General features: G+C 63.2%; 29 protein-coding genes. 12 read left to right on the top strand and 17 right to left on the bottom strand.

The features are described 5' to 3' along the window. Positions 1 to 82 precede the first annotated feature (82 nt). Both ACIQUB_RS15100 and ACIQUB_RS15095 read left to right on the top strand, forming a co-directional pair. Complete coding sequence (locus ACIQUB_RS15100; RefSeq protein WP_113235898.1) at positions 83 to 973, top strand: LysR family transcriptional regulator; 891 nt, start codon at positions 83 to 85, stop codon at positions 971 to 973. A 77-nt stretch (positions 974 to 1,050) separates the two neighbouring features. Continuing rightward, positions 1,051 to 1,671 (top strand): hypothetical protein, encoded by a 621-nt coding sequence (locus tag ACIQUB_RS15095; protein WP_113235899.1) that lies wholly within the window; start codon positions 1,051 to 1,053, stop codon positions 1,669 to 1,671. A 678-nt stretch (positions 1,672 to 2,349) separates the two neighbouring features. Here the strand turns inward: ACIQUB_RS15095 and ACIQUB_RS15090 are convergent. Beyond that, on the bottom strand, positions 2,350 to 3,300 hold the full coding sequence (locus ACIQUB_RS15090; RefSeq protein WP_113235900.1) for an aldo/keto reductase: 951 nt from the start codon (positions 3,298 to 3,300) through the stop codon (positions 2,350 to 2,352). A gap of 193 nt (positions 3,301 to 3,493) precedes the next feature. Between ACIQUB_RS15090 and ACIQUB_RS15085 the strand changes: the two genes are divergently transcribed. Further along, complete coding sequence (locus ACIQUB_RS15085) at positions 3,494 to 4,480, top strand: Gfo/Idh/MocA family protein (RefSeq protein WP_113235953.1); 987 nt, start codon at positions 3,494 to 3,496, stop codon at positions 4,478 to 4,480. Here ACIQUB_RS15085 and ACIQUB_RS15080 read toward each other — a convergent pair whose 3' ends face one another. From ACIQUB_RS15080 to ACIQUB_RS15065, 4 genes are read right to left on the bottom strand one after another with little or no spacing between them, the layout of a single operon-like run. Continuing rightward, positions 4,481 to 4,873, bottom strand: coding sequence for a GtrA family protein (locus tag ACIQUB_RS15080; RefSeq protein ID WP_113235901.1), 393 nt, complete (start codon positions 4,871 to 4,873; stop codon positions 4,481 to 4,483). After that, the gene (locus tag ACIQUB_RS15075) at positions 4,866 to 5,228 is read right to left on the bottom strand and encodes a transporter (protein ID WP_113235954.1); all 363 of its coding nucleotides are present in this window, start codon (positions 5,226 to 5,228) and stop codon (positions 4,866 to 4,868) included. Before ACIQUB_RS15075 ends, ACIQUB_RS15080 begins: the two co-directional genes overlap by 8 nt. 11 nt (positions 5,229 to 5,239) lie before the next feature. Beyond that, positions 5,240 to 5,944, bottom strand: coding sequence for a class I SAM-dependent methyltransferase (locus ACIQUB_RS15070; protein ID WP_113235902.1), 705 nt, complete (start codon positions 5,942 to 5,944; stop codon positions 5,240 to 5,242). Between the two features lie 28 nt (positions 5,945 to 5,972). Beyond that, positions 5,973 to 6,977: a glycosyltransferase gene (locus tag ACIQUB_RS15065; RefSeq protein WP_113235903.1), complete on the bottom strand. Its 1,005-nt coding sequence runs from the start codon at positions 6,975 to 6,977 to the stop codon at positions 5,973 to 5,975. Positions 6,978 to 7,153: 176 nt separating this feature from the next. Here ACIQUB_RS15065 and ACIQUB_RS15060 point away from each other — a divergent pair, with 176 nt between their 5' ends. Further along, on the top strand, positions 7,154 to 8,995 hold the full coding sequence (locus ACIQUB_RS15060; RefSeq protein ID WP_113235904.1) for a hypothetical protein: 1,842 nt from the start codon (positions 7,154 to 7,156) through the stop codon (positions 8,993 to 8,995). 22 nt (positions 8,996 to 9,017) lie between these two features. Here the strand turns inward: ACIQUB_RS15060 and ACIQUB_RS15055 are convergent, their stop codons facing one another. Both ACIQUB_RS15055 and ACIQUB_RS15050 read right to left on the bottom strand, forming a co-directional pair. Further along, on the bottom strand, positions 9,018 to 9,254 hold the full coding sequence (locus tag ACIQUB_RS15055) for a hypothetical protein (RefSeq protein WP_113235905.1): 237 nt from the start codon (positions 9,252 to 9,254) through the stop codon (positions 9,018 to 9,020). A 115-nt stretch (positions 9,255 to 9,369) separates the two neighbouring features. Then, positions 9,370 to 9,633, bottom strand: coding sequence for a hypothetical protein (locus ACIQUB_RS15050; protein WP_402930461.1), 264 nt, complete (start codon positions 9,631 to 9,633; stop codon positions 9,370 to 9,372). 218 nt (positions 9,634 to 9,851) lie between these two features. Between ACIQUB_RS15050 and xseA the strand changes: the two genes are divergently transcribed. Beyond that, the gene (gene xseA, locus ACIQUB_RS15045; protein WP_113235906.1) at positions 9,852 to 11,456 is read left to right on the top strand and encodes an exodeoxyribonuclease VII large subunit; all 1,605 of its coding nucleotides are present in this window, start codon (positions 9,852 to 9,854) and stop codon (positions 11,454 to 11,456) included. 186 nt (positions 11,457 to 11,642) lie between these two features. Continuing rightward, a complete protein-coding gene (locus tag ACIQUB_RS15040) occupies positions 11,643 to 11,996 on the top strand; it encodes a hypothetical protein (protein ID WP_162737375.1) in 354 nt (117 codons plus the stop codon). A gap of 21 nt (positions 11,997 to 12,017) precedes the next feature. Here ACIQUB_RS15040 and ACIQUB_RS15035 read toward each other — a convergent pair whose 3' ends face one another. Then, positions 12,018 to 12,500: a MarR family transcriptional regulator gene (locus tag ACIQUB_RS15035; RefSeq protein WP_113235908.1), complete on the bottom strand. Its 483-nt coding sequence runs from the start codon at positions 12,498 to 12,500 to the stop codon at positions 12,018 to 12,020. Positions 12,501 to 12,597: 97 nt separating this feature from the next. On the opposite strand from ACIQUB_RS15035, the gene ACIQUB_RS15030 reads away from it, so the two are divergent. Continuing rightward, complete coding sequence (locus tag ACIQUB_RS15030) at positions 12,598 to 13,518, top strand: EamA family transporter (protein ID WP_113235909.1); 921 nt, start codon at positions 12,598 to 12,600, stop codon at positions 13,516 to 13,518. Here ACIQUB_RS15030 and ACIQUB_RS15025 read toward each other — a convergent pair. From ACIQUB_RS15025 to ACIQUB_RS15005, 5 genes are all read right to left on the bottom strand, one after another. After that, positions 13,493 to 14,746, bottom strand: coding sequence for an aminopeptidase (locus ACIQUB_RS15025; protein WP_113235910.1), 1,254 nt, complete (start codon positions 14,744 to 14,746; stop codon positions 13,493 to 13,495). The genes ACIQUB_RS15030 and ACIQUB_RS15025 overlap by 26 nt on opposite strands. A gap of 78 nt (positions 14,747 to 14,824) precedes the next feature. Continuing rightward, complete coding sequence (ybaK, locus tag ACIQUB_RS15020) at positions 14,825 to 15,298, bottom strand: Cys-tRNA(Pro) deacylase (RefSeq protein ID WP_113235911.1); 474 nt, start codon at positions 15,296 to 15,298, stop codon at positions 14,825 to 14,827. Positions 15,299 to 15,302: 4 nt separating this feature from the next. Next, positions 15,303 to 15,653 carry an ArsC family reductase gene (locus ACIQUB_RS15015; protein ID WP_113010919.1) on the bottom strand — a complete coding sequence of 117 codons (351 nt, stop codon included), beginning with the start codon at positions 15,651 to 15,653 and terminating at the stop codon, positions 15,303 to 15,305. A gap of 29 nt (positions 15,654 to 15,682) precedes the next feature. Then, on the bottom strand, positions 15,683 to 16,762 hold the full coding sequence (locus ACIQUB_RS15010) for a succinylglutamate desuccinylase/aspartoacylase family protein (RefSeq protein WP_402930456.1): 1,080 nt from the start codon (positions 16,760 to 16,762) through the stop codon (positions 15,683 to 15,685). 44 nt (positions 16,763 to 16,806) lie between these two features. Next, the gene (locus ACIQUB_RS15005; protein ID WP_402930454.1) at positions 16,807 to 17,442 is read right to left on the bottom strand and encodes a 2'-5' RNA ligase family protein; all 636 of its coding nucleotides are present in this window, start codon (positions 17,440 to 17,442) and stop codon (positions 16,807 to 16,809) included. 105 nt (positions 17,443 to 17,547) lie between these two features. On the opposite strand from ACIQUB_RS15005, the gene ACIQUB_RS15000 reads away from it, so the two are divergent. The 4 genes from ACIQUB_RS15000 to ACIQUB_RS14985 all read left to right on the top strand — a co-directional run bounded on the left by ACIQUB_RS15000 (position 17,548) and on the right by ACIQUB_RS14985 (position 20,472). Further along, positions 17,548 to 18,777, top strand: a complete 1,230-nt coding sequence (locus ACIQUB_RS15000) for a glycosyltransferase (protein WP_113235914.1) — start codon at positions 17,548 to 17,550, stop codon at positions 18,775 to 18,777. A gap of 111 nt (positions 18,778 to 18,888) precedes the next feature. Continuing rightward, complete coding sequence (locus ACIQUB_RS14995) at positions 18,889 to 19,449, top strand: methylated-DNA--[protein]-cysteine S-methyltransferase (RefSeq protein ID WP_113235915.1); 561 nt, start codon at positions 18,889 to 18,891, stop codon at positions 19,447 to 19,449. A gap of 295 nt (positions 19,450 to 19,744) precedes the next feature. Next, positions 19,745 to 20,044 carry a hypothetical protein gene (locus tag ACIQUB_RS14990; RefSeq protein WP_113235916.1) on the top strand — a complete coding sequence of 100 codons (300 nt, stop codon included), beginning with the start codon at positions 19,745 to 19,747 and terminating at the stop codon, positions 20,042 to 20,044. Next, a complete protein-coding gene (locus ACIQUB_RS14985) occupies positions 20,041 to 20,472 on the top strand; it encodes a type II toxin-antitoxin system VapC family toxin (RefSeq protein WP_113235917.1) in 432 nt (143 codons plus the stop codon). Before ACIQUB_RS14990 ends, ACIQUB_RS14985 begins: the two co-directional genes overlap by 4 nt. 82 nt (positions 20,473 to 20,554) lie before the next feature. On the opposite strand, the gene guaA is transcribed toward ACIQUB_RS14985, so the two are convergent. From guaA to ACIQUB_RS14970, 3 genes are all read right to left on the bottom strand, one after another. After that, on the bottom strand, positions 20,555 to 22,117 hold the full coding sequence (guaA, locus tag ACIQUB_RS14980) for a glutamine-hydrolyzing GMP synthase (RefSeq protein WP_018899307.1): 1,563 nt from the start codon (positions 22,115 to 22,117) through the stop codon (positions 20,555 to 20,557). A 124-nt stretch (positions 22,118 to 22,241) separates the two neighbouring features. Beyond that, complete coding sequence (locus tag ACIQUB_RS14975) at positions 22,242 to 22,880, bottom strand: 5'-methylthioadenosine/S-adenosylhomocysteine nucleosidase (RefSeq protein WP_113235918.1); 639 nt, start codon at positions 22,878 to 22,880, stop codon at positions 22,242 to 22,244. Further along, a complete protein-coding gene (locus tag ACIQUB_RS14970) occupies positions 22,877 to 23,326 on the bottom strand; it encodes a PaaI family thioesterase (protein WP_026283151.1) in 450 nt (149 codons plus the stop codon). The genes ACIQUB_RS14975 and ACIQUB_RS14970 overlap by 4 nt, the downstream gene beginning before the upstream one ends. A gap of 141 nt (positions 23,327 to 23,467) precedes the next feature. Between ACIQUB_RS14970 and ACIQUB_RS14965 the strand changes: the two genes are divergently transcribed. Beyond that, entirely contained in the window at positions 23,468 to 23,929 is a 462-nt protein-coding gene (locus ACIQUB_RS14965) for a GNAT family N-acetyltransferase (protein WP_113235919.1), read from the top strand. Here ACIQUB_RS14965 and ACIQUB_RS14960 read toward each other — a convergent pair. Continuing rightward, on the bottom strand, positions 23,926 to 24,558 hold the full coding sequence (locus ACIQUB_RS14960; protein ID WP_113235920.1) for a nucleotidyltransferase domain-containing protein: 633 nt from the start codon (positions 24,556 to 24,558) through the stop codon (positions 23,926 to 23,928). The two genes, ACIQUB_RS14965 and ACIQUB_RS14960, sit on opposite strands and share 4 nt — an antisense overlap. Positions 24,559 to 24,564: the final 6 nt, after the last annotated feature.

Here is a 24,564-nt window from a genome sequence, read left to right as displayed (position 1 = left end):
GCGGCACGAGGCAAACCTAGCGCGCCGGGAGCTTTCAAAAAATACGTGCAATGCGGCACAGGCTGTTCTAACAAATAGATCAATGAACAGGACCCAGCTCGCCCAACTCGCCGTTCTCGCCACTGTCGCCGAGCGCCGCAGCTTCCGCGCCGCCGCCAAGGAGCTGGAAATCGCGCCCTCGGCTGTGAGCCATGCCGTTTCCAGCCTCGAGGAGAGCCTGGGCATCCGCCTTCTGGCGCGAACGACGCGAAGCGTCGCGCCAACGGAGGAGGGGAGACTGCTTCTGCAGCGGCTGAAGCCGGCGCTGGATGAGATCGGCATCGCGCTCGAAGCCGTCAGCGAGGCGGGCGGCAGGCCGGCCGGCACGCTGCGGGTGACCGCACCGCGCTTCGCCTCCGATATCCTGCTCGCGCCGCGCCTCGGCGAATTCCACAACCGCTATCCCGATATCACGCTCGAAATCGCCAACGAGGATGGCTTCATCGACATCGTCCGCGAGGGCTTCGACGCCGGCATCCGGCTGGAGGAAAGCCTCGAGGTCGACATGATCGCGGTGCGCGCCTCGCCGAATCTCACGACCGTGATCGCCGCTTCGCCGGATTATTTCAAACGCCACCCCAAGCCGCTGCATCCCTCCGACCTCGTCAACCACCGCTGCATCAAGCGGCGCTTCACCAATGGCACGATCTACCGCTGGGAGTTCGAGAAGGATGGCCGGGAACTGGTCGTGCCCGTCGATGGCCCCTTGATCGTCAGCGAGGACAGGCTGGCGCTGATCGCGGCGCTGAACGGCGTCGGCCTCGCCTATCTCTTTGACCTGCGCGTCGAGGATGAGCTTGCAAGCGGCAAGCTGGTGCGGGTGCTGGAGGATTGGTGCGCGCCCTATCCTGGCCCGTTCATCTACTATCCAAGCCGCCGCCAGATGCGCCCGGCCTTGCGCGCCTTCATCGATTTCTTCCGTTACTCGGGCTGAGGCGATCCGGCATTCATTTCGGGTGGCGATTTCCGGAAGATGCTGCAAAAGTTGTCAGCAGGGCAGGGAGGTCGCTTATGAAAAAGCCGGGATCGATGAAAGCACTGGAGGATCTGGGTCGGGCGCGGTTGTCGAAGAATTTCTTCCTGCGCGATTTCCTGCATTCCGAAATCGCCGATTTCTATCGCATCCCGAATATCCCTGACGACCCGGATCTCGCCATCGAAACCGGCAGGAGGCTTTGCGAGGAGTTGCTGGAACCCCTGCAGGAGACCTTCGGCCGCCTGCACATCCGCTCCGGCTACCGCTCGCCCGAGGTCAACCGCTTCGGCAACCAGAACAAGCTCAACTGCTCCACCAACGCATCGACCGCAGCCCACCACATCTGGGACATGCGCGATGCAGATGGCTACATGGGTGCCGCGGCCTGCGTCGTCGTTCCCTGGGTGGTTGATCGCTATCACGCGCTGGAAGATTGGCAGCGGCTCGCCTGGTGGATCCACGACCATCTGCCCTACGCCTCGCTCTGCTTCTTCCCGAAATTATGGGCCTTCAACATCCAGTGGCACGAACGCCCGCGCCGGGTGATCCAGAGCTATGTCAGCCGGCGCGGCATATTGACCAAGCCGGGGATGGAGAATTGGGAGGGCGAGCATTCTAAGTGGTACGAGGGTTTTCCTCTATTGCGGGGTGTTTGAGGGTGGGATTGTTCAGGGGAAGGCGATCCACTCGCGTTGAGCCGGCCGAGGGGTGCTTAGATGCTCGGGACGAGCCCGAGCATGACGTCGAGGGTGGGGTGTCCGCAGGGTGGTGATGTGAGCCTGGTTTGAGTGTGAGCTTGGAACGCGCATGGCGCCACAGAGATTTTCTCCTGCTAAGCCATTGAAACGAAAAAGTTAAATCCGCACGCGGCGTCATCCTCGGGCTCGTCCCGAGGATCTAACCACGTTGCCTGGAATGCAACGGTCATGGACCCTGCGTTGGCGAGTAATCCACGCACGTTGAGCCAGCCGAGGCGTGCTTAGATGCTCGGGACGAGCCCGAGCATGACGTCGAGGGTGGGGTGTCCGCAGAGTGGTGATGTGAGCCTGGTTTGAATGTGAGCTTGGAACGCGCATGGTGCCACCGAGACTCTGCTCCCTTCTAAGTCATTGAAACGACGCCGCTAACTCCGCACGCGGCGTCATCCTCGGGCTCGTCCCGAGGATCTAAGTACGTTGCCCGGAATGCAACGGTCATGGACCCTGCGTTGGCGAGTAATCCACGCACGTTGAGCCAGTCGAGGCGTGCTTAGATGCTCGGGACGAGCCCGAGCATGACGTCGAGAATAGGGGCGCTCGCCACCGATGAGGCCAGCGTGCCCCCCGATCCTCCCCTCAGGCGCCAGCCTTGTCGAGCAGCGCCATCGCTTCGTCGCTGAGCGAAAGTGTCGCCGATTTCGTCAGGCTGTCGAGCTGCGAAAGGCTGGTGGCGCTGGCGATCGGGGCGGTGACGCCCTTCTTGCGCAGAAGCCAGGCAAGCGCGATCTCGGCCGGCTTTGCGCCGGTCTCGGTGGCGACCGTGTCGAGCGCCGCAAGGATCTTCAGGCCCTTGTCGTCGAGATAGCCGGCCGCCTTGCCGCCGCGTGCCTTGCCTTCCGTATCGGCCTTGCTGCGGTACTTGCCCGACAGGAAGCCGGCCGCGAGGCTGAAATAGGTGATGACGCCGATATCTTCCTTCACGCAGAGATCGGCCAGCGGTCCCTCGAAGGGAGCGCGGTCGTAGAGGTTATATTCCGGCTGGATCACATCATAGCGCGGCAGACCGGCTTTCTCGGCGGCGTCAAAGGAGGCCTGCAGCTGCGTGGCGTCGAGGTTGGAGCAGCCGATGGCGCGGATCTTGCCCTGCTGCTTCAGCTTGGCGAAGGCGCCGAGCGTTTCTTCGTAAGGCGTCTCGGCATCCGGCCAGTGCGAGAGGTAGAGGTCGACATAATCGGTCTGCAGCCGCTTCAGCGAGGCCTCGACTGCCTCAAGGATGTACTGCTCCTTCAGCCCCTTCTTGCCCGGACCCATCTCGGAGCCGACCTTGGTGATGATCACGGCCTTGTCGCGGGCGACCTTGTTCTGCTTCAGCCACTTGCCGATGATCTCTTCGCTATCGCCGCCCTTGTTGCCGGGCACCCAGGCCGAATAGACATCCGCGGTGTCGATGGTGTTGAAGCCGGCGTCGAAGAAGGCGTCGAGGATGTCGAAAGAGGTTTTCTCGTCGGCCGTCCAGCCAAACACATTGCCGCCGAACACGATCGGCGCGACCGAAAGGCCGGTTTTTCCAAGGCGACGCAATTCCATGAGATACTCCTGAAATCTTCAATCTGGTGAAATTCGGACCACGGCAGGACGCCGCTTTGATGTAACCTAGTGCGCATCAGGACGGATGGAAACCTGCGCCGCAACCAGCGCCGCGAATTGTGATCGCGCCATTGCGCCGCGGGGCCGCCGTCTCTAATCTCCCCTCAAAATCAGTAGAGGAGAGGAAATGACCATGCTGCGCTTCGGTATCATGTCGACCGCCAAGATCGGCCGCGAGCTCGTGGTTCCGGCCATCCAGGATGCGGAAAACTGCGTCGTCACGGCAATCGCCAGCCGCGATCTCGGCAAGGCAAGGGAGATGGCCGACCGTTTCTCGGTGCCGCACGCCTTCGGCTCCTACGAGGAGATGCTGGCCTCCGACAAGATCGACGCCGTCTATATCCCGCTGCCGACCGCCCAGCATGTGGAATGGACGATCAAGGCGGCGGATGCCGGCAAGCATGTGCTCTGCGAAAAGCCGATCGCGCTGAAGGCGGACGAGATCGACAGCCTGATTGCCGCGCGCGACCGCAACAAGGTGCTGGTGACGGAGGCCTACATGGTCACCTACGCGCCGGTGTGGCTGAAGGTGCGCCAGCTGATCAAGGACGGCGCCATCGGCACGCTGCTGCATGTGCAGGGCGCGTTCACCTACTTCAACCGCGACCCCGGCAACATGCGCAATATTCCCGCACTCGGCGGCGGCGCACTGCCCGATATCGGCGTCTACCCGACCATCACCACCCGCTTCGTTACCGGCGAGGAGCCGCGCCGCGTGCAGGCCGTCACCCGCCGCGATCCTGATTTCGGCACCGACATCTATTCTAGCGTCAAGGCGGATTTCGGCGGCTTCGAGCTCAGCTTCTACATCTCCACCCAGATGGCGAACCGCCAGGTCATGGTGTTCCACGGCAGCGAAGGCTTCATCGAGGTGAAGTCGCCCTTCAATGCCGACCGCTGGGGCGCCGAAGAGATCGAACTCAGCAACCGCAGCCACAACGAATCCACCACCTTCCGCTTCCCCGACAGCCGCCAGTACAAGCGCGAGGCCGAAGCTTTCGCGCGCGCCGCCAAGGGTGAGGCGCAGGAGATCGTGTCGCTCGAGAGCTCCAGGCTCAGCCAGGCATTCATCGACGCGATCTATCGCGCCAGCGAGAAGGACGGCTGGGAGACGGTGTGATCAGGCCCTGAAGGCGAAACGAGCATAGCCGATTAGGGCAAAGAACATCGCGGCGATGGCGGCAAACACCGTCGCTGCCATCGGCTGCAGATCGCCCAGGGTCGCGGTCAGCGCGGCGTAGAGCCCGATATTGACGACGATCGCGATCACGATGATCGCGGTGATGCCTGTCCGGCCGATCGAAAGACGGCCCTGCGCGGTCACGTCGATAAAGCGCAGGAGGATCAGCTGTGTCGCAAGCGCGGCAGCGAGGCCGACTGTTCGCGCGAGACCGGGCCATGGCGTCAGGTCGAGAAGCAGCCATGTCAACGCCGCGTCAACCGTGAGCCCCGCAAGCAAAAGCGCCGCAAAGCGCAGGAGCGGCGCGCCTCGTGCAGGCCGGTCGTCAGCCATTGATCGCGATCATCCCGGCCACGATGAAGACGGCGCCGATGACATAGCGCAAGGTCAGCTGCTCGCCGAGAAAGAGCTGCGCTAAAAGCGGCACGAAGCAGAAGGTCAGACCCATGAAGGAATAGGCGATCGTCAGCGGCACGGCCTTCAGCACATAGATCCAGATGATCGTGCCGAGGCCGTAGAGCAGCAACGCCGCCAGAAGCACGGGGTTCAGAAGCAGCGCCAGAACGTTGCGCAGGCTGAACGTACCGGCAGTCGCACTCGTCAGCTTGAAGAGAACCTGCCCGGAGGCGATCAAAAGCGGCGTTCCGATCAGGCCAATCCAGGTGCCGAGCGAAAAGGTGGAGAGCATCGAACCGTCCTTCAAGCGAGTGCGTCCGGCTTTTCGCTGTAGAAGATGTCGCGGCCGATATCCTCGCATTCATGGACCGGCGGCACCGGATGAACCGCGCGCAGGAACGAGTGGGTGTAGGGGAAGAAGTTGAAATGCGGATTGAACGTGTAGCGGTACTCGCGCTCCCTGGGCACGACGATGATCAGGCGCTTTCTGGCGATGCGGCGCAGCTCGGCGATCGCCTGGCGGTATTCGAGAATATGCTCGATCACATGCGTGCAGATGACGGTGTCGAATTCGCCGTCGGCAAAGGGTAGGGTCTCGACCTTGGCTGCCACATATTCGATGCCTTCTAGCCGCGATGCGTCGTCGATGACGAAATCGACGCCGGTTAGCCGGCTAAGGTGCGGATGTGTGGACTGGATGCGGCTGAGAAGCGCGCCCGTGCCGCACCCGATATCACAGACGCTGTCGCCCTCGATCGTTGCGAGAATGCGCTCGATGCAGGCGGCGGAATTATCCGTTCCCTCGTGAACGCGCGGATGGTTGCGATAGAGGTCGGCATATTCCTCCGCGGAGAGAAACGGCGCGCGCTCGCGAAAGCGTGCGAGGTGGCTGATATGATCGCCCCACACCCGCTGCGCGGCCCAGCGGAAAGCGCCGGAATCGCGCAGGATCGGCGGCAGGATGTCTTCCAGCACGAAGCGGATCCGGTTGGTGGTCTCTCTGTTCATGAAGCTGTGTCCCCTTTGGCGGAACCAATCACTGGAAACGGGCGGTCCCGTCGCGGCGGCGGACGATCTCGGCGGCGGTCGATATCGACGCCTCATAGGGGCGAACGACGACGTTGAGATAGTGGATGCGCATCTGCTCGGCGCGCGAGCGCGCGAGCGAATCGAGGATCAGGCCGGCCGTGAACACCATGAAGGAGATCATCATCAGCGCCATCGAAAGCACCCAGGTCGGCATGCGGTTGACGAGCCCGGTGGCGAAATACTCGGCGAGAACCGGCGTCATGAAGCCGAGGCTCGCTGCCATGAACAGGCCGCTGAGGATGCCGAAGAAGGCGAAGGGGCGCGTTTCCTTCATCAGCATCGCGAACATCCAGAGGATCTTGGCGCCATCCTTGAAGGTCGAGAGTTTCGAGTGCGAGCCCTCCGGCCGGCGGCCGTAATCGAGCTCCAGCTCGCTCACGGGCAGCTTCAGCCTCGAAGCGTGCACCGACATCTCGGTCTCGATCTCGAAGCCGGCGGAGACTGCCGGAAAGCTCTTGACGAAGCGGCGTGAGAACACCCGGTAGCCGGAGAAGATATCGGTGAAATCGGGCCCGAAGATCGTGCGGTACAAGATGTTGAATATGCGATTGCCGAAGGCGTGGCCGTGGCGGCCGGCGTCGTCGTGCACGCCGCGGCGGGTACCGACGACCATGTCGGCGCGCTCGGACAGCAGCGTGCGTATCAGCTCCTCCGCGTCCTCGGGTGCATAGGTGCCGTCGCCATCGGCCATGATGTAGATGTCGGCGTCGATATCGGCGAACATGCGGCGCACCACATGGCCCTTGCCCTGGCGCCGCTCGCGCACGACATGGGCGCCCGCCAGCATCGCATGCAGCGCGGTGCCATCGGTGGAGTTGTTGTCGTAGACGTGGATCATGGCATCCGGCAACGCAGCCTTGAAGCCGCGCACGACAGCGCCGATCGTTGCCGCCTCGTTATAGCAGGGAAGCAATACGGCGATGCTCAGATTGTCGATACGCGATCCGGTCATGATCACACCAGTCAGGAGGAGTTTGCGGCAAGTCTAAAGCAGGGCCGTTAACAAGTGCCTATGACGAGGGCGAGGATCACGGTCGCGGCGGAGAAGGTAAGTCCGCGCCGCTACTTTACGCTTTCTTGATACGCAGATCGTAGAGTCTCGCCGCACTCAATGACGAGATATGCTTCATGTCGACTGTTGCCCCGATGACTGGTGAACCAACATCCATGTCCCTCCGCGAAAAGCTGCAACTGCAGGCGATGCGGCTCTGGCCTTCCGTTTTCTTCTACAGCGTGCTGCTGATTATCGCGATCGTCGTGATGTACCTGCCGAACGCCAAGGATTATGTCGGTGCCGACAATGACGACGGTATGCGGCTTGTGGAAGTGCGCGACTTCCTGAACGGGCAGAGCTGGTTCGATCTCATGCAGTATCGCATGGGCCTCGGTGCCGGCACGATGATGCACTGGTCGCGGCTGATCGACCTCCCCATCGCCTCGCTCATCAGGTTCTTTTCGCTCTTCCTGCCCGAACAGCGGGCTGAAGCGGTGGCGCTGCTCATCTGGCCGCTCTCGCTCGTCATCCCGAGCCTTTGGGGCATGGGCCTTGCCGGCCGGCGTATCGGCGGCGTGCTCGGCATGCATATCGCGCTGGGGTTCACCGTCTTCCTGCTGGTTGCCAGCAACCGCTTTCTGCCGGGCTCCATCGATCATCACAACGTTCAGTTCGCCCTGGTGGCGATCATGACGGCCATGCTGCTCGATGAGGATCATCGTCCAATCAGCTACGCGGTCGCGGGTTTCCTGGCCGCACTTGCCATTGCGATCGGCGTCGAGACGACGCCTTTCGTCGCCTGCGTCTGCCTCATCGTCTCATTGGCGTGGGCCTGGGATGGCAAGCCTTTCGCGCCCGCCGCCAAGGCATTCGGGCTGACGCTGGCGCTGTCGATCAGCCTCTTCTTCTTCGGCACGGTGCCGCCAAGGCTCTACGGAGCCGTCACCTGCGACAACCTCTCGCTCGGTTATTACAGCCTTGCGGCGATTGGCGGCGGCCTGCTCCTGTTCGCGGCGGCTTTCGCCAGCGGTGTCAGCCGCGCCCTGCGCTTCGTTGCCCTTGGCGGTATCGGCGTGGCGGTGGCGGCGTCGGCAATCGTCATTGCGCCACAATGCCTGCACAACCCGCTGTCCGATCTCGACCCGATGCTGATCGATCTCTGGCTGAACAATATCCAGGAGGCGCAATCCATCGTCGGTGCGATGCATCAGGATCCCTATACGCTCGGCTTCTTCTACGCGACGGGATTGTTCGGCATTGCCGTCTGCATCTTCCGGCTTCTCCATGCCGATCGCGTGCGTATTCATCTCATTCTCTTGTGCCTGCTCGGCCTCAGCTGGGCCATCGCCGCCTTCCAGATCCGCGGCTCGACCTTCGCCAATCAGCTTGCCATCTTTCCTCTGGCGCTGCTGATCATCGACATGCGCCGCGTGTCCAACGCCGATACCGAAAATGGCGCCGCCGCGCTGAGTTACATCCTCACCGTGCTCCTGAGCGTCGCCTCTGTGTGGGGTCTGGTCGGCGGCTTTATCGGCTCGCGGATCGACAACAGCCAGGCCGAGTTGGCCGAGGCAAAGGAGAAGCCCGGCTGCGCCTCGCCCGAGATGATCGCGCCGCTGGCATCCCTGCCGCCAGGCCTCGTCTCAGCGCCCTCGGACATGGGTGTTTCGATCCTGCGCTTCACCCAGAACCGGGTTCTGGCTGCGCCATACCACCGAAACCAGGGTGGCATGCTGACCGAGATACATATCGGCCTTGCGACGCCGGCGGATGCGGAAGCTTTTATCCGTGGAACCGGTGTGACGACGCTCGCCTTCTGCCGGGATTTTCCGATGACACTGGAGATCGCGAAACTCAAGCCGGATGGCCTCTACGCGCAGCTGGAAAAGGGCAACGTCCCATCTTACCTGCAGCCGCTGCCCAAGCCCGAGGGCTCGCCAGTGCAGTTCTTCCGCTACGTGCCGAGCGGATCGTGATTATCGGCGGATTGTGAGCGGATTAAACGAGGCGCGCTCTCTTGCGGGCGCGCCCGATCAGGTGCAGCCCGACAAGGCAGGCAAGCAGGCTGATGTTGTAGAAGACGATGGCGACGGCGAGATCGATGATCGAGGTCGGCCCGAAAAGCGCCGCACAGATATAGCTTCCGCAGATGAGCAAGCCCACGAGAACCATGGAAAATATGTTGCGCATCGGCGCGGTTGCGATGCCAATTGCTGTTGCGGTCAGAGCAATCATCAGGGTCTCCCGAATCACCTCACTATACGTCCGCTGGCTTTGACGAACAATTAACGCACCGGCAATATTCGCGGTTCCATATATTTGGCTTGCGCGAAAAACATCACCGGAAAACTCAAACGAGACCGATGATACCGCTGGCCGTGGTGCCCGATGCGCGAACGCGCGACACCCGCAGCGGCAAAAGCATGCCGTCGGCCACGCCCTCGAAGGTCAGCACCGCGCCAGACGCCATCTCCACCGCAAGACTGCCGCCGCCGCCGACATAAAGCGCGCGCGTGGTTTCCGGCAGCGCCATGGTGTCGTCGGGCGTGATCGGAAAGCCGCCACTGGCCGGGCCTGTGAGCGAGGGGGTGTGGGATGCAAAGCGATCGGACATGGGAAGCTCCTTGGTTGCTTGCGCAATCATGCTGCCATCACGCAAAACGGGGAAAATCACGAGCGGCGTTGACGTGCGGTACGGCCATGCTGATCCATCAAGTTATTGAAACAGCGATATTGTTTTCATCGAAATGGCGCATCGAACAGCGCCGACGAACAAAAAACCTCCCCGCCCGTGGGGCTGCCTTTACTCGCTTCTTCAGCTAGAACAGCGCCATGAGCAGCTTCTTCGACAATGATTCGCCGAGCAATCTCACCGAATATTCGGTGTCGGAACTGTCGGGTTCGATCAAGCGGACCGTCGAGACGGCCTTCGATCAGGTGCGCGTGCGCGGCGAGATCTCCGGCTATCGCGGCCCGCACTCGTCGGGACACGCCTATTTCTCACTGAAGGACGATCGCGCCCGCATCGACGCCGTGGTCTGGAAGACGAGCTTTTCGCGCCTGAAGGTTCGCCCCGAAGAGGGGATGGAGGTGATCGCAACAGGCAAGATCACCACCTTCCCGGGCTCTTCCAAATATCAGATCGTCATCGAGACGCTGGAGCCGGCCGGCGCCGGCGCGTTGATGGCGCTGATCGAGGAGCGCAAGCGCAAGCTCGGCGCCGAGGGCCTGTTCGATCCCGCCCGCAAGCGGCCGCTGCCCTTCATGCCCCAGGTGATCGGCGTCGTGACCTCGCCGACAGGCGCCGTCATCCGCGATATCCTGCATCGCATATCCGATCGCTTCCCCGTGCATGTCGTCGTCTGGCCGGTGAAGGTGCAGGGCGAGGGCTCGGGCGAGGAAGTGGCGAACGCCATTCGCGGCTTCAATAGTTTCGAGCCCAATGGGCCGACACCGCGTCCCGACGTCCTGATCGTCGCGCGCGGCGGCGGCAGCCTTGAGGACCTCTGGAGCTTCAACGACGAGATCGTGGTGCGGGCCGCCGCCGAAAGCCGGATCCCGCTGATCTCGGCCGTCGGCCACGAGACCGACTGGACGCTGATCGACTACGCCGCCGACTTTCGCGCCCCGACGCCGACGGGGGCCGCCGAAATGGCCGTGCCGGTCAAGGCCGAGCTTGAGGCGCAGCTTTCGGGTCTCGCCGCCCGCCTGCAGGGCAGCACGCTGAGGCAGATGGACCAGCGCCGGCAGCAGGTGCGAGCGCTGATGCGCGCACTACCCTCACTCGACCAGCTCCTGGCTTTGCCGCGCCGCCGTTTCGACGAGGCCGCGTCAGGCCTTGGCCGTGGCCTTGAGCTCAACACCTTGAACAAGCGCCGCAGCTTCGAGCGTACGGCGGCGCATCTGCGCCCCGACATGCTGTCGAACCGGATCGCCGAGCGCCGCCAGATGCTGGCTGAACGCATGACACGGGCCGAGCGCACCGTCGAGCGGCTGATCGATCGCTCGAAATCGCGCATCGGCCGCGCCGACGCCGCACTCGCCTCGCTGCCATCGCGGCTGAAGAGCCAGACGTCGCGCATGCGCGACCGCCTCGCCAATCTCTCGCGCAGCGCCGACACGGCGGTGCGCCACCAGCTGGTGCGGGCGCGCGGCGAGCTTTCGGCGCAAGAGCGCATGCTGCAATCGCTCTCCTACAAGAATGTCCTGAAGCGCGGCTATGCCGTCATTCGCGACGAGGACAACCGCCCGGTATCCGAGGCGGCGATGCTGTCGGCGGGCTCAGGCATCTCGATCGAATTTTCCGATGGCCGCATCGGCGCGATCACCACCGAGGGCGGCGAGCCGCCAGCCGGCGCCAGAAAGCGCGGCACCAAAGCCTCGGAGCCCAAGGCAGCCGATCCCGCAGCGCCGCCGAAGCAGGGCAGCCTGTTCTGATCATTGACCCTTCTTTGAGGCGACATTGGGCGATCACCAAATCGTGGCCGCGCCCCATTTCTCGGCGTTTAAAAATTGCCGCAAAGTGCTTATCTGGATGCTGAGGCGGCCACCTTTCGGTGCGTCGCGCGTTTGATATGGCCCGCCCATGGCGGCCGCTCTGATATTTGAGACTGGAGAAATACCTTGAAAAGAATGTTGCCCGCTCTTCTGATGGTTAGCGCCCTTGCCGGTGCGCTCTCCGGCGCTTTGCCTGCCGCGCCGGCGCTGGCGGGTCAGTCGAAAGTGTCCGAGGTCATCTTCGGCAAGGCTTACAACGACAGCGTCACCGCCATCCGCATCACCTCGCTGTCCCAGCGCGAGCAATCCCTGCCGCTTTCGCTGCGCCACCCCATGCCATCAGGCATCCGCGAGGCGCAGGCAACCGTCAGCGCCGACAGGCATCTGATGCAGGCGATCGCCGATCGTGGTATCGCGCTGAAGAATGTCATCCAGGTGCAGCGGGCGCTCAACGGCGGCCACGTGATCTACTACCGCTGATCACCAAGCGAGGGCGGCGTTTTATTCGAACGCCGCCAGGAACTTCCGGAGCAGCGCATCGAGCGCTGCCTTCTCGTCCTGATCAAGCGTCTCCGTCAGCCGCTGCTGGTTGGCGACATGCGCGCCGACAGCTTCGTTGACGAGGCTCAGCCCCTTGCCGGTCAGCGCGATCAGCACGCTACGCCGGTCATGCGGATTGACCACACGCTCCACCAGGCCTGATTTCTCCAGCTGGTCGATGCGGTTGGTCATCGTGCCGGAACTCACCATCGTCATTTCAAGCAGATCGCCCGGCGACATCTGGTAGGGCGCGCCGCAGCGGCGCAGCGTCGCCAGCACGTCGAAGGAAGATGACGACAGGCCGTGGCTCTGCAGCACCTGCTCCACCTCGCGCCCGAGATGCGTCGCCAACCGCTTCATGCGCCCGAGCAGGCCCATCGCCTGGGTGTCGAGTTCAGGCCGCTCGCGGGCCCATTGCTGCAATATCCTGTCGACGCGGTCCATCGGCTCACTCCATGCTGATTGAGCTCTACCGCAATATGTCTTGACGTCAAGATAAATCGGCGTAGGCTGGATTTATCTTGAGGTAGAGATACTTGATATGAAGAAAAACACGACATACGCCGCCGATGTGTTGGCCACCGCGCTCGCTCCGGCTATCTGGGGCAGCACCTATTTCGTCACCACGTCCTATCTTCCGCATGGCTATCCGCTGACCGTTGCCATGCTGCGCGCGCTGCCGGCGGGGCTGTTGCTGCTCGCGGCCGTTCGCAGGCTGCCTCAGGGTATCTGGTGGCTTCATGCCTTCGTGCTCGGCGCGCTGAACTTCTCGTTCTTCTGGGCCATGCTCTTCGTCTCGGCGTATCGGCTGCCCGGCGGCGTCGCCGCGACCGTTGGTGCCATCCAGCCGCTGATCGTCATCCTGCTCTCGCGCCTCGTGCTTGGCCGGCCGATCAAGGCGCTGGCGGTTCTAGCCGGCCTTGTCGGCATGGCGGGTGTGGGGCTGCTGGTGCTGACGCCGGGCGCCGCACTGGATCCGGTCGGGGTTCTTGCGGGTCTTGCCGGCGCCATCTCCATGGCCTGCGGCACGGTGCTCACCCGCCGCTGGACACCACCGGTATCAAGCCTCACCTTCACCGCCTGGCAGCTGACGGCGGGCGGCCTGCTGCTGGTGCCGGTGGCGCTGATCGCCGAGCCCGCTCTGCCGCAGCCGACGCTCGAAAACGTGCTCGGCATGGCCTGGCTCGGCCTGATCGGCGCCGCGCTGACATATATTCTGTGGTTTCGCGGTCTCGCCCGCATCGAGCCGTCGGCGGCATCCTCACTGGGCTTCTTGAGCCCCGTCGTCGCCACTCTTCTAGGCTGGCTGGCGCTCGGCCAGGTGCTGACGCCCGCCCAGCTTTGCGGTTTCGCAATGGTGCTGGCGAGCGTCTGGTTCAGTCAGCGGGTCTCGATGCCCGCCAGGTTGGAAGCCAAATCGGTTGTCGAGCCGGCTGTTACGCCCACTCGCCCTGCCGCATGACGGGAACCTTCGAGCCATCGGCTCTGATGCCGTCAACATCGACCTTGTCGGAGCCGATCATCCAGTCGATGTGGATCAGGCTGTAATTACCGCCCTGCGCCTTGATCTGCTCCTGGCTGAGGTTGGCGCCATCGAGGAAGCACTTGGAATAGCACTGGCCGAGCGCGATGTGGCACGAGGCGTTTTCGTCGAACAGCGTGTTGTAGAACAAGATGCCGCTGGCCGAAATCGGCGAGGAATGCGGCACCAGCGCCACTTCGCCGAGCCGGCGCGCGCCTTCATCGGTATCGAGCACCTTGTTCAGCACTTCCTCGCCGCGCGACGCCTTCGCCTCGACGATCCGGCCGCCCTCGAACTTCACGCGGATGTTGTCGATCAGCGTGCCCTGGTGAGACAGCGGCTTGGTGCTCGACACATAACCCTCGACGCGCAGCGCATGCGGCGTCGTGAACACTTCTTCGGTCGGGATATTCGGGTTGCAGGTAATGCCGTTCTTGGCGGTCGAGGCGCCGCCGTGCCACTCGTGGCCATCGGCGAGCCCGACCGTCAAATCCGTGCCCGGGCCGGTGAAATGCAGTGCCGAGAAGCGCTCGCCATTCAGCCAGCTGGAGCGCTTCCTGAGATTGGCGTTATGCTCCGCCCAGGCGGCGATCGGGTCCTCGACGTCGACGCGCGAGGCGGCGAAAATCGCCTTGGCGAGCTTGGCGACCGCAATCGGCTCGGGATCGTTGGGGAACACCAGCTTTGCCCAGGCCGGGTTCGGATAGGAGACGATGTTCCAGTTGATGTCGAAGTTGGAGATCTTCTCGAGCGCCGGCTTGTAGGCCGTCGACATCGCCCGGTTGGCGCGGCCGACCTTGGCGGGGTCCTGCTCGGAGAGCATCATCGGATTGTCGCCGGCAACCGCGAGCCGCGCCGCCCCGTTCGCATAGGCCTTCGCCATGCCCTCGTAGAGCCAGCTGGACGCCCGGTCGAAGCTCGCGTCATTGGCATATTGATAGCGCGCCAGCGTCGATTCCTCGTCGGAATAGAACGCGCTGACCAGACCCGCGCCCGCCATATAGGCATGCTTGGTGATCTGCCGCACCAGCGGCAGCGCCACGACCGGCGCGGTGATCACGAGATCCTGGCCGCTCTGAAGCTGCAGCCCGACCTTGACGGCGACTTCGGCGAGCTTGTCGAGCTTGATGGGGTCCACGGCGTTATCGCCCTGCGGCATGTAGTTCATGATCGATCACCTTCTGAAACGAACGGACAGGGCATCAGACTTAGACCCCTTTGCGGCGAAATTGAAGCTCGAAGACAATCAGGCGACGAGCGCCGCGGCCGTCGCTTTCAACACGTCGAGCGCATCCTTCGGCGCGAGCCGCACCTGCAATCCGCGCTGCCCGCCATTCATGTAGACGAGGGCTTCAGTCATTGCCGCTTCCTCGATCGCCGTCGGCACGAGCTTCTTCTGGCCGAACGGGCTGATGCCGCCGACATGGTAGCCGGTCAGTCGCTCGGCATCCGCCGGCTTCATCATGTTCGCCGACTTGCCCTTGAAGGCAGCGGCGAGCTTTTTCATGCTGACCTCGCGATCGGAGGGGACGACGACGCAGACTGCTTTGCCGTCCACCTCTGCCATCAGCGTCTTCAACACGCGGTGTGGCTCCTCGCCGATCGCTTCGGCCGCCTGCAGACCGATCCGCTCGGCGTTCGGATCGTACTCATAGGTGTGGACGGTGAAGGCCACCTTGGCCTTCTCCAGAACCTGTGTTGCCCGCGTCGTCTTCGACATCCGATCAGCCCTTGAAGAACCCGCCATAGATCTCCGGTTTGAAGCCGACCAGAAGCTTGCCGTCGGCCTCGACAACAGGCCGCTTGATCATCGACGGCTGCTCCAGCATCAGGGCGATCGCCTTCTCGCGATCAAGGTTTTCGCGGGCGTCATCCGGCAGCTTGCGGAAGGTCGTGCCGGCGCGGTTGAGCACCGTTTCCCAGCCCGCTTCCTGCGTCCACTTTTCCAGATGCGCCCGGTCGATACCTGAAGCCTTGTAGTCGTGGAAATCATAGGCGACGTCGTGCTCTTCCAGCCAGGTGCGGGCCTTCTTCATCGTGTCGCAGTTCTTGATGCCATAGATGGTGACGGTCATTCGGTTCTTCCCAATCGGTTCTAAGGCGTTCAGTTTTCCAGCGCGCCCGGCTTGCGCACGACCTTGCTGGCCGCCCCACAGGCGATCTTCATCAGGTCGGCGCGGCGGCGCACCAGGCGCGACGAGGTGCGGGTGACGATCAGACCCGCCTGCGGCGCGCGCACGTCGATCGCGCCATCGGCCATGCCCGGCCGGGTGAGGATGGTCGCCAAGAGATCGCCTTCCTTGATCTCCTCGCCGATGTTGCGATGGAACAGGACAGTGCCGGCCTCAGGCGCGCGGATCATCTCGATATTGTCGAGCGGCACGGCAGGGCCGGTGAAGGGCGCAAGCGTAACCTGATGAGCGATGGCGCCGCGTGCGGCGAGGAAGTTGAACAGCCCCTCGGCATCCTTCTTCGCCATCTCGGGATAGACGTCGCGCATGCCGCGAAGCTCGACGGTGACCGATAGCTTGCCCGGCAGCCGCGTCTTCTTTTCCTGCGTTTCGTGCTTCCAGGCATAGCCGATCGCCTCTTCGAAGGCCGAGCTTTCGCCATCCGACAGGAGCACCGCTTCCATGTCGAGTGCTGCTGCGAGATCGGCCGCTTCCGGCCAGAAGGCCTCGTCGATATAGGCATATTGCAGCGATTCATCGTCGCAATGCAGGTCGATCACCAGATCCGCTTCGAGCGCCATATGCATCAGCTGCCGCTTCAGCCGATCGACGGCGTTGTAGCGGTCGAGCTCGGCCACCAGCCCGTCGCGATCCTTGACCGAGATCAGCGGGAACTCGCGGTTGAAATTGGTGCGCGTCCCAAGATCGAACCGGCCCTGCAGCTCGCCGAAATGCGATTGCGCCGCACCAACAGGATTGGCGTGTGGAACGATCGTGATATCGCTGCGGATTTCGCCGGCGCTCTCAGCCGCGCGCAGTTTCTCGCAGAGGAAATGCACCAGCGCAGTGCCCGGCAGCTCGTTGGCATGCAGAGCCGCCTGGATATAGATCTTCGGCGCCTTCGGGTCGCTACCCTTGAAGCGCAGCACCGGCAGCCGCCACTCCATTCCCGCCGTATCGCCTGAAATGATGATCTCGGACCTATCCATCTTTGTCTCCGCTGCTGCTGTCATTGCTGCAGCAGCTTTAAGCGCGTTCCGATGCATGAGGCAAGGTGTCAGCCGCGTTCGCTGAGCGGCCAGCTTTCCACATGCTCGTAAGTCGGCTCACCCGGCCGCTTGTGCAGGAGCACGAACTCCCGCGCGGGCATGACGACCGGCGTCGCAAGCGTCGTCTTTGCCACCGTCTCGTCGGCGTAAAACAGCGTCGCATGCGGCTGGAAATCGGCTTTCACATGCGGGTCGCAGCCGATCGCATGCATCTCGATACCGATCTGGATATGCAGCTGTCGCAACAGTTCCCGACCGCCATTGCCCGAGAGCACGATGGCGTTGCGCGACGCCGTCCTGAACGTCGCGACATGGTCGAAGCTGAGATCGAACCGGCAGGCATCGACCGCCGACGCTGCCTGGCAAGCCGCGAAGATCATCTCGTCCTTGATCTTCTCGGCGCTGGCGACTCCATAGAGCGAAACGTGCAACCGCTCGGGCGTCATGGGCGAGAGCAGCCCGTCGTGCTCCCTCTGCAGGCGGGTCTGTATCTCCATACAGGATTGTCGCGCTTCGGGATCCGGCAGGATCGCGAAAAACAGGGTTTCTTTGCCAAATCTTGACGATTTCGGGCGCATCGTGCGGCTTGCGAAATCGAAGGACGATTGCGTGTTCTGTTCGTGCATGACCAACCACCGGAGCATCCGCCCCGCCTCTGTCTATCCAGGGAACGCAGGGATGGTAGCAGGTGAATTGAGGAAATCAAGAACAAAAGAAGAACATTCAATATCGATGCCGGGAGTTTGTTCATGCGTATCCTGATGGCCTGCGCGGCCTTTCCGCCCTTTATCGATGGCGGCGGCCCGATCTCGGCGATGATGGTCGCCAAGCTCCTGATCGCGGCTGGTCACGACCTCGAAGTCGTCAACGTCTCGGGCGAAGACAGGCACGAGGTCTATGACGGCGTGCCCGTGCACCGCCTGAAGACGCTCAATATCGACTGGAACTACCGGCTTCCCCGGCCGGGCTGGAAGAAGCTGATCTGGCACGCGCTGGAGAATTTCAATCCGCGCGCCTACCTCGTCATGCGCCGCGAAATCCGCCGCTTCAAGCCGGATATCGTGCTGACCGACAGCATCGAAAACATCAACGTCGCCACCTGGGCGGCGGCCAAGCGTTCAGGCGTGCCGGTCTGCCATATCCTGCGCAGCGCCTTCCTCTTGTGCTGGAAGGCCAGCATGCGGCGCGGCGACGACAATTGCGTGCGCGCCTGTTCCTCCTGCCAGGTTTCGTCCTACGGCAAGAAGTTCTTCTCGCGCTATGTCGATGCCGTGATCGGCGAAACCGATTTCATCATCGGCCGCCACACCGAGCATGATTATTTCCCCAATGCCAGCACCCACCGCGTGCCCGGCGCCGTATTGCCGGCTGCCCGCAGCGAACCGCGCAAGGCACCCGAGGGGCCGATGCGCTTCGGCTTCATCGGCGTGCATGATCCGGTGAAGGGCCTCGATACGCTGGCCAGCGCCGCCCATCGGCTGGTGAATGACCAGAACGTCCGCTTCGTCATCGCCGGCAGCGCCAAGAGCGATTATTCGAAGTCGCTGCCGCAGAAGTTTCCCGGCGAGAACACGAAGTTCCTCGGCTGGACCAAGCCCGAGGATTTCTTCCCTCAGATCGACGTGCTCGTGGTGCCCTCGCTCTTCCGCGAGCCCTTCGGCCGCGTGGTGATCGAAGCCTTCGCGCAGGGCGTCCCCGTCATCGGCGCCCGCTCCGGCGGCATTCCGGAATCGATCGATCCGGGAAAGGACGGCTATCTCTTCGACCCCGGCGACGACAAGGCGCTGGCCGCCGAGATCGCATCCATGGCGGCGAAACCAGAGGCCATTCCCGCGCTGTCGCGCGCAGCGTTAGAGGCCGCGCGCCGCTACGAGCCGCAAAAGATCGCCGCCGGCTTCGACGTCGTTTTCGCCAAGCTGCGCCCGGATCTGGCAAAGCCACCGCAGGAAGACGCCGAACCTCGCCAGGCACACGGCTGACCGCCAGTTCGCCACGCGCAAGAAACGGGTTGAATTCTTGGCCGGCAGGCACGATTTTCGGGTGAGGCCGATCTTGAGGTCGGCAAGCTTCGATATCGGGAGGCGAGACCCATGGCCCAACAAGCACAGCATTACGCCATCTTCGAAACCGCGGGCGGTTTCTGCGGCATCGCATGGAACGCCATCGGCATCACCCGCTTCCAGCTGCCGACATCAAACGCGGACGGAACCGAACGCCTGCTGCTGCGCCGCGTCCCCGATGCCGAGCCGGCATCCCCGACGCCTGACATCGCGCAAGCCATCGCCGCCGTAAAACGCTACTTCGCCGGCGAGCCGATCGACTTCTCCGATCTCGCGCTCGATCTCGCCGGCCAGGACGACTTCTTCCGCGACATCTACGCCGCCGCCCGCCGCCTCCGCTGGGGCGAAACGACCACCTACGGCGCGCTCGCCAAAGAGCTCGGCCATGGCCATGAAGCCGCCCGCGACGTCGGCCAGGCGATGGCCAAAAACCCCGTCGCGCTGATCATCCCCTGCCACCGCGTTCTCGCAGCCGGCAACAAGATCGGCGGCTTCTCGGCACCGGGCGGCTCGGTGTCGAAGGCAAGGATGCTGGAACTGGAAGGTGTCAAGCTGGCGCCGCCGAAGCCGGTGCAGCAGTCGTTGTTTTGAGGAGCGGTGGCTAGTTCCGGCTACCCGCTTCAGCCATGCACGTTGAACCTCTTGAGGCGTGCTTAGATACTCGGGACAAGCCCGAGTATGACGGCTGAGTAGGCGGAAACGCGCGTAACCCATTGAGACGTATGGCGCGCACACACTCCACCGTCATGCTCGGTCTTGTGCCGAGCATCTGCGCACGCCTCAGCTGGCTCAACATGAATGGACGCTTGGCGTGACGGTATCCTCAGGCACTCTTGAGCGCGCTCACCATTCCGGCTATATTACTGGAAATATCGGGAGGCCTCTCATGAGCAGCTCGCAGAAACGCGCCATCCAGAATTACCGCTCGCGCCTTAGCGAGCGCGGCCTGTCGCGCTTCGAGGTGCTCGGGCGTGATGAGGATCGCGATCTGATACGCTCGCTCGCCCGCCGTCTTGCCGAAGACACGCCTGAGGCCTCGGATCTGCGTGCGACTGTCAGCCGATCCATATCGGGCGAGCCGCCGGCAAAGGGCGGCATATTGGCAGCGCTGAGGCGCTCGCCTCTGGTGGGTGCCGAACTTGATCTCGATCGTCCCCGTGAAGAAGGGCGAGAGGTCGATATTTGACCCGTTTCCTGCTCGACACCAACATCATCAGCAACATCACCAAGCCGATGCCATCGCAGGCTCTGCTGGAATGGATGTCGGCGCAAATGGACGACGATCTCTTCATCGCGTCGCTGACGATCGCAGAGATCCGCAAAGGCGTCCTGGAAAAGCCAGCGGGAAAGAAACGCGACCAATTGGAAACATGGTTCGCGGGGCCGGAAGGGCCCATGTCGCTCTTCTCCGGCCGCATTCTGCCCTTCGATGAGGCGGCAAGCCTGGTTTGGGGGCGGCTGATGGCCGAGGGTAAGGCGAGGGGGCGGCCGCGCAGTGCTCTCGACATGATTGTCGCCGCCATCGCCGAGGCCAACGGCTGCATCGTCGTCACCGACAACGAGCGCGACTTCGACGGGATCGACTACATCAATCCGATGCGCGGCACCGTCTGACACCACCCCACAAACAAAAATGCCGCCAGGCGCATCACGCCGGCGGCATCATTGTCAGCGCAAGGCAATCAGCCCCGAACCTTCACTCCCACTCGATCGTGCCCGGCGGCTTGCTCGTCACATCATACACCACGCGGTTGATCCCGCGCACCTCGTTGATGATGCGGGTGGCGGCGCGGCCGAGGAATTCCATGTCGTAGTGGTAAAAATCCGCCGTCATGCCGTCGACGGAGGTCACGGCGCGCAGGGCGCAGACGAATTCGTAGGTGCGGCCGTCGCCCATGACGCCGACGGTCTGTACCGGGAGCAGGACGGCAAACGCCTGCCAGATCGCGTCGTAGAGACCGGCCTTGCGGATTTCGTCGAGATAGATGGCGTCGGCTTCGCGGAGAATCTCCAGCTTTTCGCGGGTGATGCCGCCCGGGCAGCGGATCGCGAGGCCGGGGCCCGGGAAGGGGTGGCGGCCGATGAACGAGTCAGGCAGGCCGAGCTCCTTGCCGAGCACGCGCACTTCGTCCTTGAAGAGTTCGCGCAGCGGCTCGACGAGCTGCATGTTCATGCGTTCAGGCAGGCCACCGACATTGTGGTGCGACTTGATGGTCACCGACGGGCCGCCGGTGAAGGAAACGCTTTCGATTACGTCGGGATAGAGCGTACCCTGGCCGAGGAAATCGGCGCCGCCGAGCTTCTTGGCCTCTTCCTCGAAGGTCTCGATGAACAGGCGGCCGATGATCTTGCGCTTGGTCTCGGGATCGGAAACACCTTCGAGCTCGCCGATGAACTTGTCGGCCGCATCCACGTGGATCAGGTGCAGATTGTAATGTTCGCGGAACATGGCGACGACATTGGCCGCCTCGTCCTTGCGCATCAGGCCGTGGTCGACGAGCACGCAGGTGAGCTTGTCGCCGATTGCCTCGTGGATCAGCAGAGCCGCGACCGAGCTGTCGACGCCGCCGGAAAGAGCGCAAAGCACGCGCTTGTCGCCGACCTGCTTGCGGATTTCTTCGACCGCCTTCTGGCGGTAGGCAGACATCGACCAGTCGCCCTTGATGCCGGCGATGTTGTGAATGAAGTTGCCGATCAGCTTGGCGCCATCGGGCGTGTGGACCACCTCGGGGTGGAACTGCACGCCGTAATACTTGCGCTTCTCGTCGGCGATGAAGGCATAGGGTGCGTTCGGCGAAGTGGCGACGACCTTGAAGCCTTCGGGAAGCGCGGTGACGCGGTCGCCATGGCTCATCCACACCTGGTGGCGCGAACCCTTCGACCAGAGGCCTTCGAACAATTCGCTGTCTTCGTCGACTTCGAGGAAGGCGCGGCCGAATTCGCGATGATGGCCGCTCTCAACCTTGCCGCCGAGCTGCATGCACATCGTCTGCTGGCCGTAGCAGATGCCGAAAACGGGAAGGCCGCTGTCGAAGATGATCTGGGGGGCGCGGGGCGAACCCTCATCGACCGTCGAGGCCGGGCTGCCGGACAGGATCACGGCCTTCGGCTTCAGGCTGTTGAAGCCTTCTTCGGCGGACTGGAAGGGGACGATCTCGCAGTAGACGCCCGCTTCGCGCACGCGGCGCGCGATCAGCTGGGTTACCTGGCTGCCGAAATCGACGATGAGAACGCTGTCGGGATGTGCTGTCTGGGTCATGGCGAGCCTTTAATGAAAAGCACCCGGTCTTGCAATGCGGGAAATCCGCCGCCGCGGGATTTTATTGCATCGATTGTCCCGCTTTCGCAGGGCCTGAAGCTGGTTTTCTTGGGCGCCGAGAGCGCTAGAACCAGAATACCCCATCTTCCAGCGCGGTGAACAGGCTGTCGGTGGCATCCGATAGCTTGCGGTCGATCACATGCAGATATTCGGTCCAGCCGGAGATGTGCTGCAGCTCTTCGGCGCCGTCGGAAATTCCGCGCAGGCCGATCAGCGGCAGATTATAGGCCTGGCAGGCGCGCAGGATGGCGAAGGTCTCCATGTCGACCATATCGGCATCGATGCCGGCATAGGCAGCGCCCGACACGATGTTGGCACCCGTCGACAGCGTCGCTTCGGGAACACTGGGAATGCGCAGCGGTAGGTCGATCACCGCAGGCAGGTCGAGAAACGGCGTGCGCCCCTTCTCGAAGCCGAGCGGCGAGGCATCCATGTCGCGATAGGAAACCGACGTCACCTGATAGACCGCCGTCTGCTCGAGCTTGGCGGAGCCTGCCGAACCGAGAGAGACCACGAGCTGCGGCAGCTCTCCCTGGTGCTCAAGGGCCGCCAGCGTGCGCGTCAGCACCACGGCGGCCTCGACCGGGCCGACGCCTGTCATCAGCGGCTCGAAGCGCGAGCGCAAGAAGGGGCCGTACTCGGCCTCGGCGGCCATCACGAACAGGATGGATTTTCCCGCGACCGATTTCAGTTCGAACGTCATCCAGTAATGCCCTCTCTGCCGCGTATGATCATCATGGTGCTGGTCATCGAGGCGATCAGCTTGGCCGGGCCGTCGCTGATGGCGTAGCCGCGCCCGTCGGCGACGATGATATTGGTGCCGGGCTTGGTGATCTCGCCGCGAAACAGGAAGCGCTCGCCGCGCCCGGGCGAGAGCAGGTTCACCTTGAACTCGATGGTCAGCACCGAGGCGTCGGGGTCGATGACGCTGTAGGCGGCAAAGCCGCAGGCCGAATCCAGCACCGCCGAAATGATGCCGGCATGCAGGATGCCGTGCTGCTGCGTCAGCTTCACGTCGAACGGAAGCTCGATCTCCACCATCGCCCGCTCCACGCGGGTGAGTTCTGCGCCGATCGTGTGCAGCGCCGCCTGGCGCGAAAAATTGGTCTGGATGCGATCGCGGAAATCGCCGCTATCGGTATTGGTCATCTGTCTGCCCTCGTGCGAGCCGGAAAGTGCCATGCGTCGCCGCGCCACACAAGCGCAATGGCGGAATGGCCGGTACGATTGTGCACTCAACGCTGGCGGCGGGACATGCTAGATCGGGGTTGAGATGAAGGGGAGGTCGGCGTGCTGCAGGTGAGGCGTTACACGGCTGATGATTGCGACGACACGATCGCGATCTTCTTGGCGGCGATCCGCGAGGTGGCGTCGCGCGATTACAGCCCGGCTGAAATCGAAGCCTGGGCGAAGGTCGAGGATCGCGCCGCCTGGGCGAAACGCCGCGCCAGCCGGCCAACCTTCGTCGCCGAACACGCGGGACGCGCGATCGGCTTTTCCGATCTGGAACCCGACGGTCACCTCGACATGATGTTCGTCCACCCCGCTCATCAGGGCATCGGCGTCGCCAGCCTGCTGCTCGCGATGGTCGAGGAGGAAGCGAAAAAGCAGGGTATCGGCCGCATCTTCACCGAGGCAAGCCTCACCGCGCGGCCGTTCTTCGAGCGTCGCGGCTTCACTGTCATCGCACGCCAGAGCGTCGAGAAGCGCGGCCAGCGCCTCACCAATTTCCGCATGGAGAAATTTCTCTAGAGCCGCTCCTGCCAGGCATGGCCGGGGTGCGCTTGTCCCAGCATGGCCTTCAGCCAGTCACGCTCCGAAGCTGCAAGCTTCGGCAGCGCCTTGGCAAAGTCCATCTCGTCCTTGTCGCGCAGGTATTTGGCCTTGAACAACAGCACGCCCGCCGGCCTGAGATAGGGTATGCCGTCGGCGGTGGTCGCGATCATCTCGGCGCGAGGAAACGCAATCGAGGGATCGCGCTTGTAGACCCAGCGATCGGCCGTTCCCTCCTCGATCATCATGTCGACGCGCCAGCGGCCGGCGGCGCGATCATGGCACCATATCTGCGCGATCCCGGCGGGCGGCGCTGCATCAGCCGGAAGGGGCGAGACCACGCCGCTCCCGACGGCGTAAAAGTCCATGTCGCCGAGCGCCGCGCGAAACATCGCGACGTCGTCGCGCAGCACGGTGAACTCCAGGTCCTCGTGATCGCGCGTCTTCTCTCCATGCCAGAGATCGAGCGCCCAGCCGCCGACCACGCACCATGGCTTCGCAATCCCGCCGAGCCGCAAGGCGAGTTCCGTAGGCTGCCAAGCGTCCCATGCGCCGTGATCGGGGATCGGTCGTGTCTCCATGCGGCCCGTGTTAGCGGGGCGCGGCATCAAGGG

This window comes from Rhizobium sp. NPDC090275 (assembly GCF_044772225.1).
GTDB lineage: Bacteria > Pseudomonadota > Alphaproteobacteria > Rhizobiales > Rhizobiaceae > Rhizobium.
Note: the sequence above shows the minus strand (reverse complement) of the source record. Positions and strands in the feature narration are given on the sequence as shown.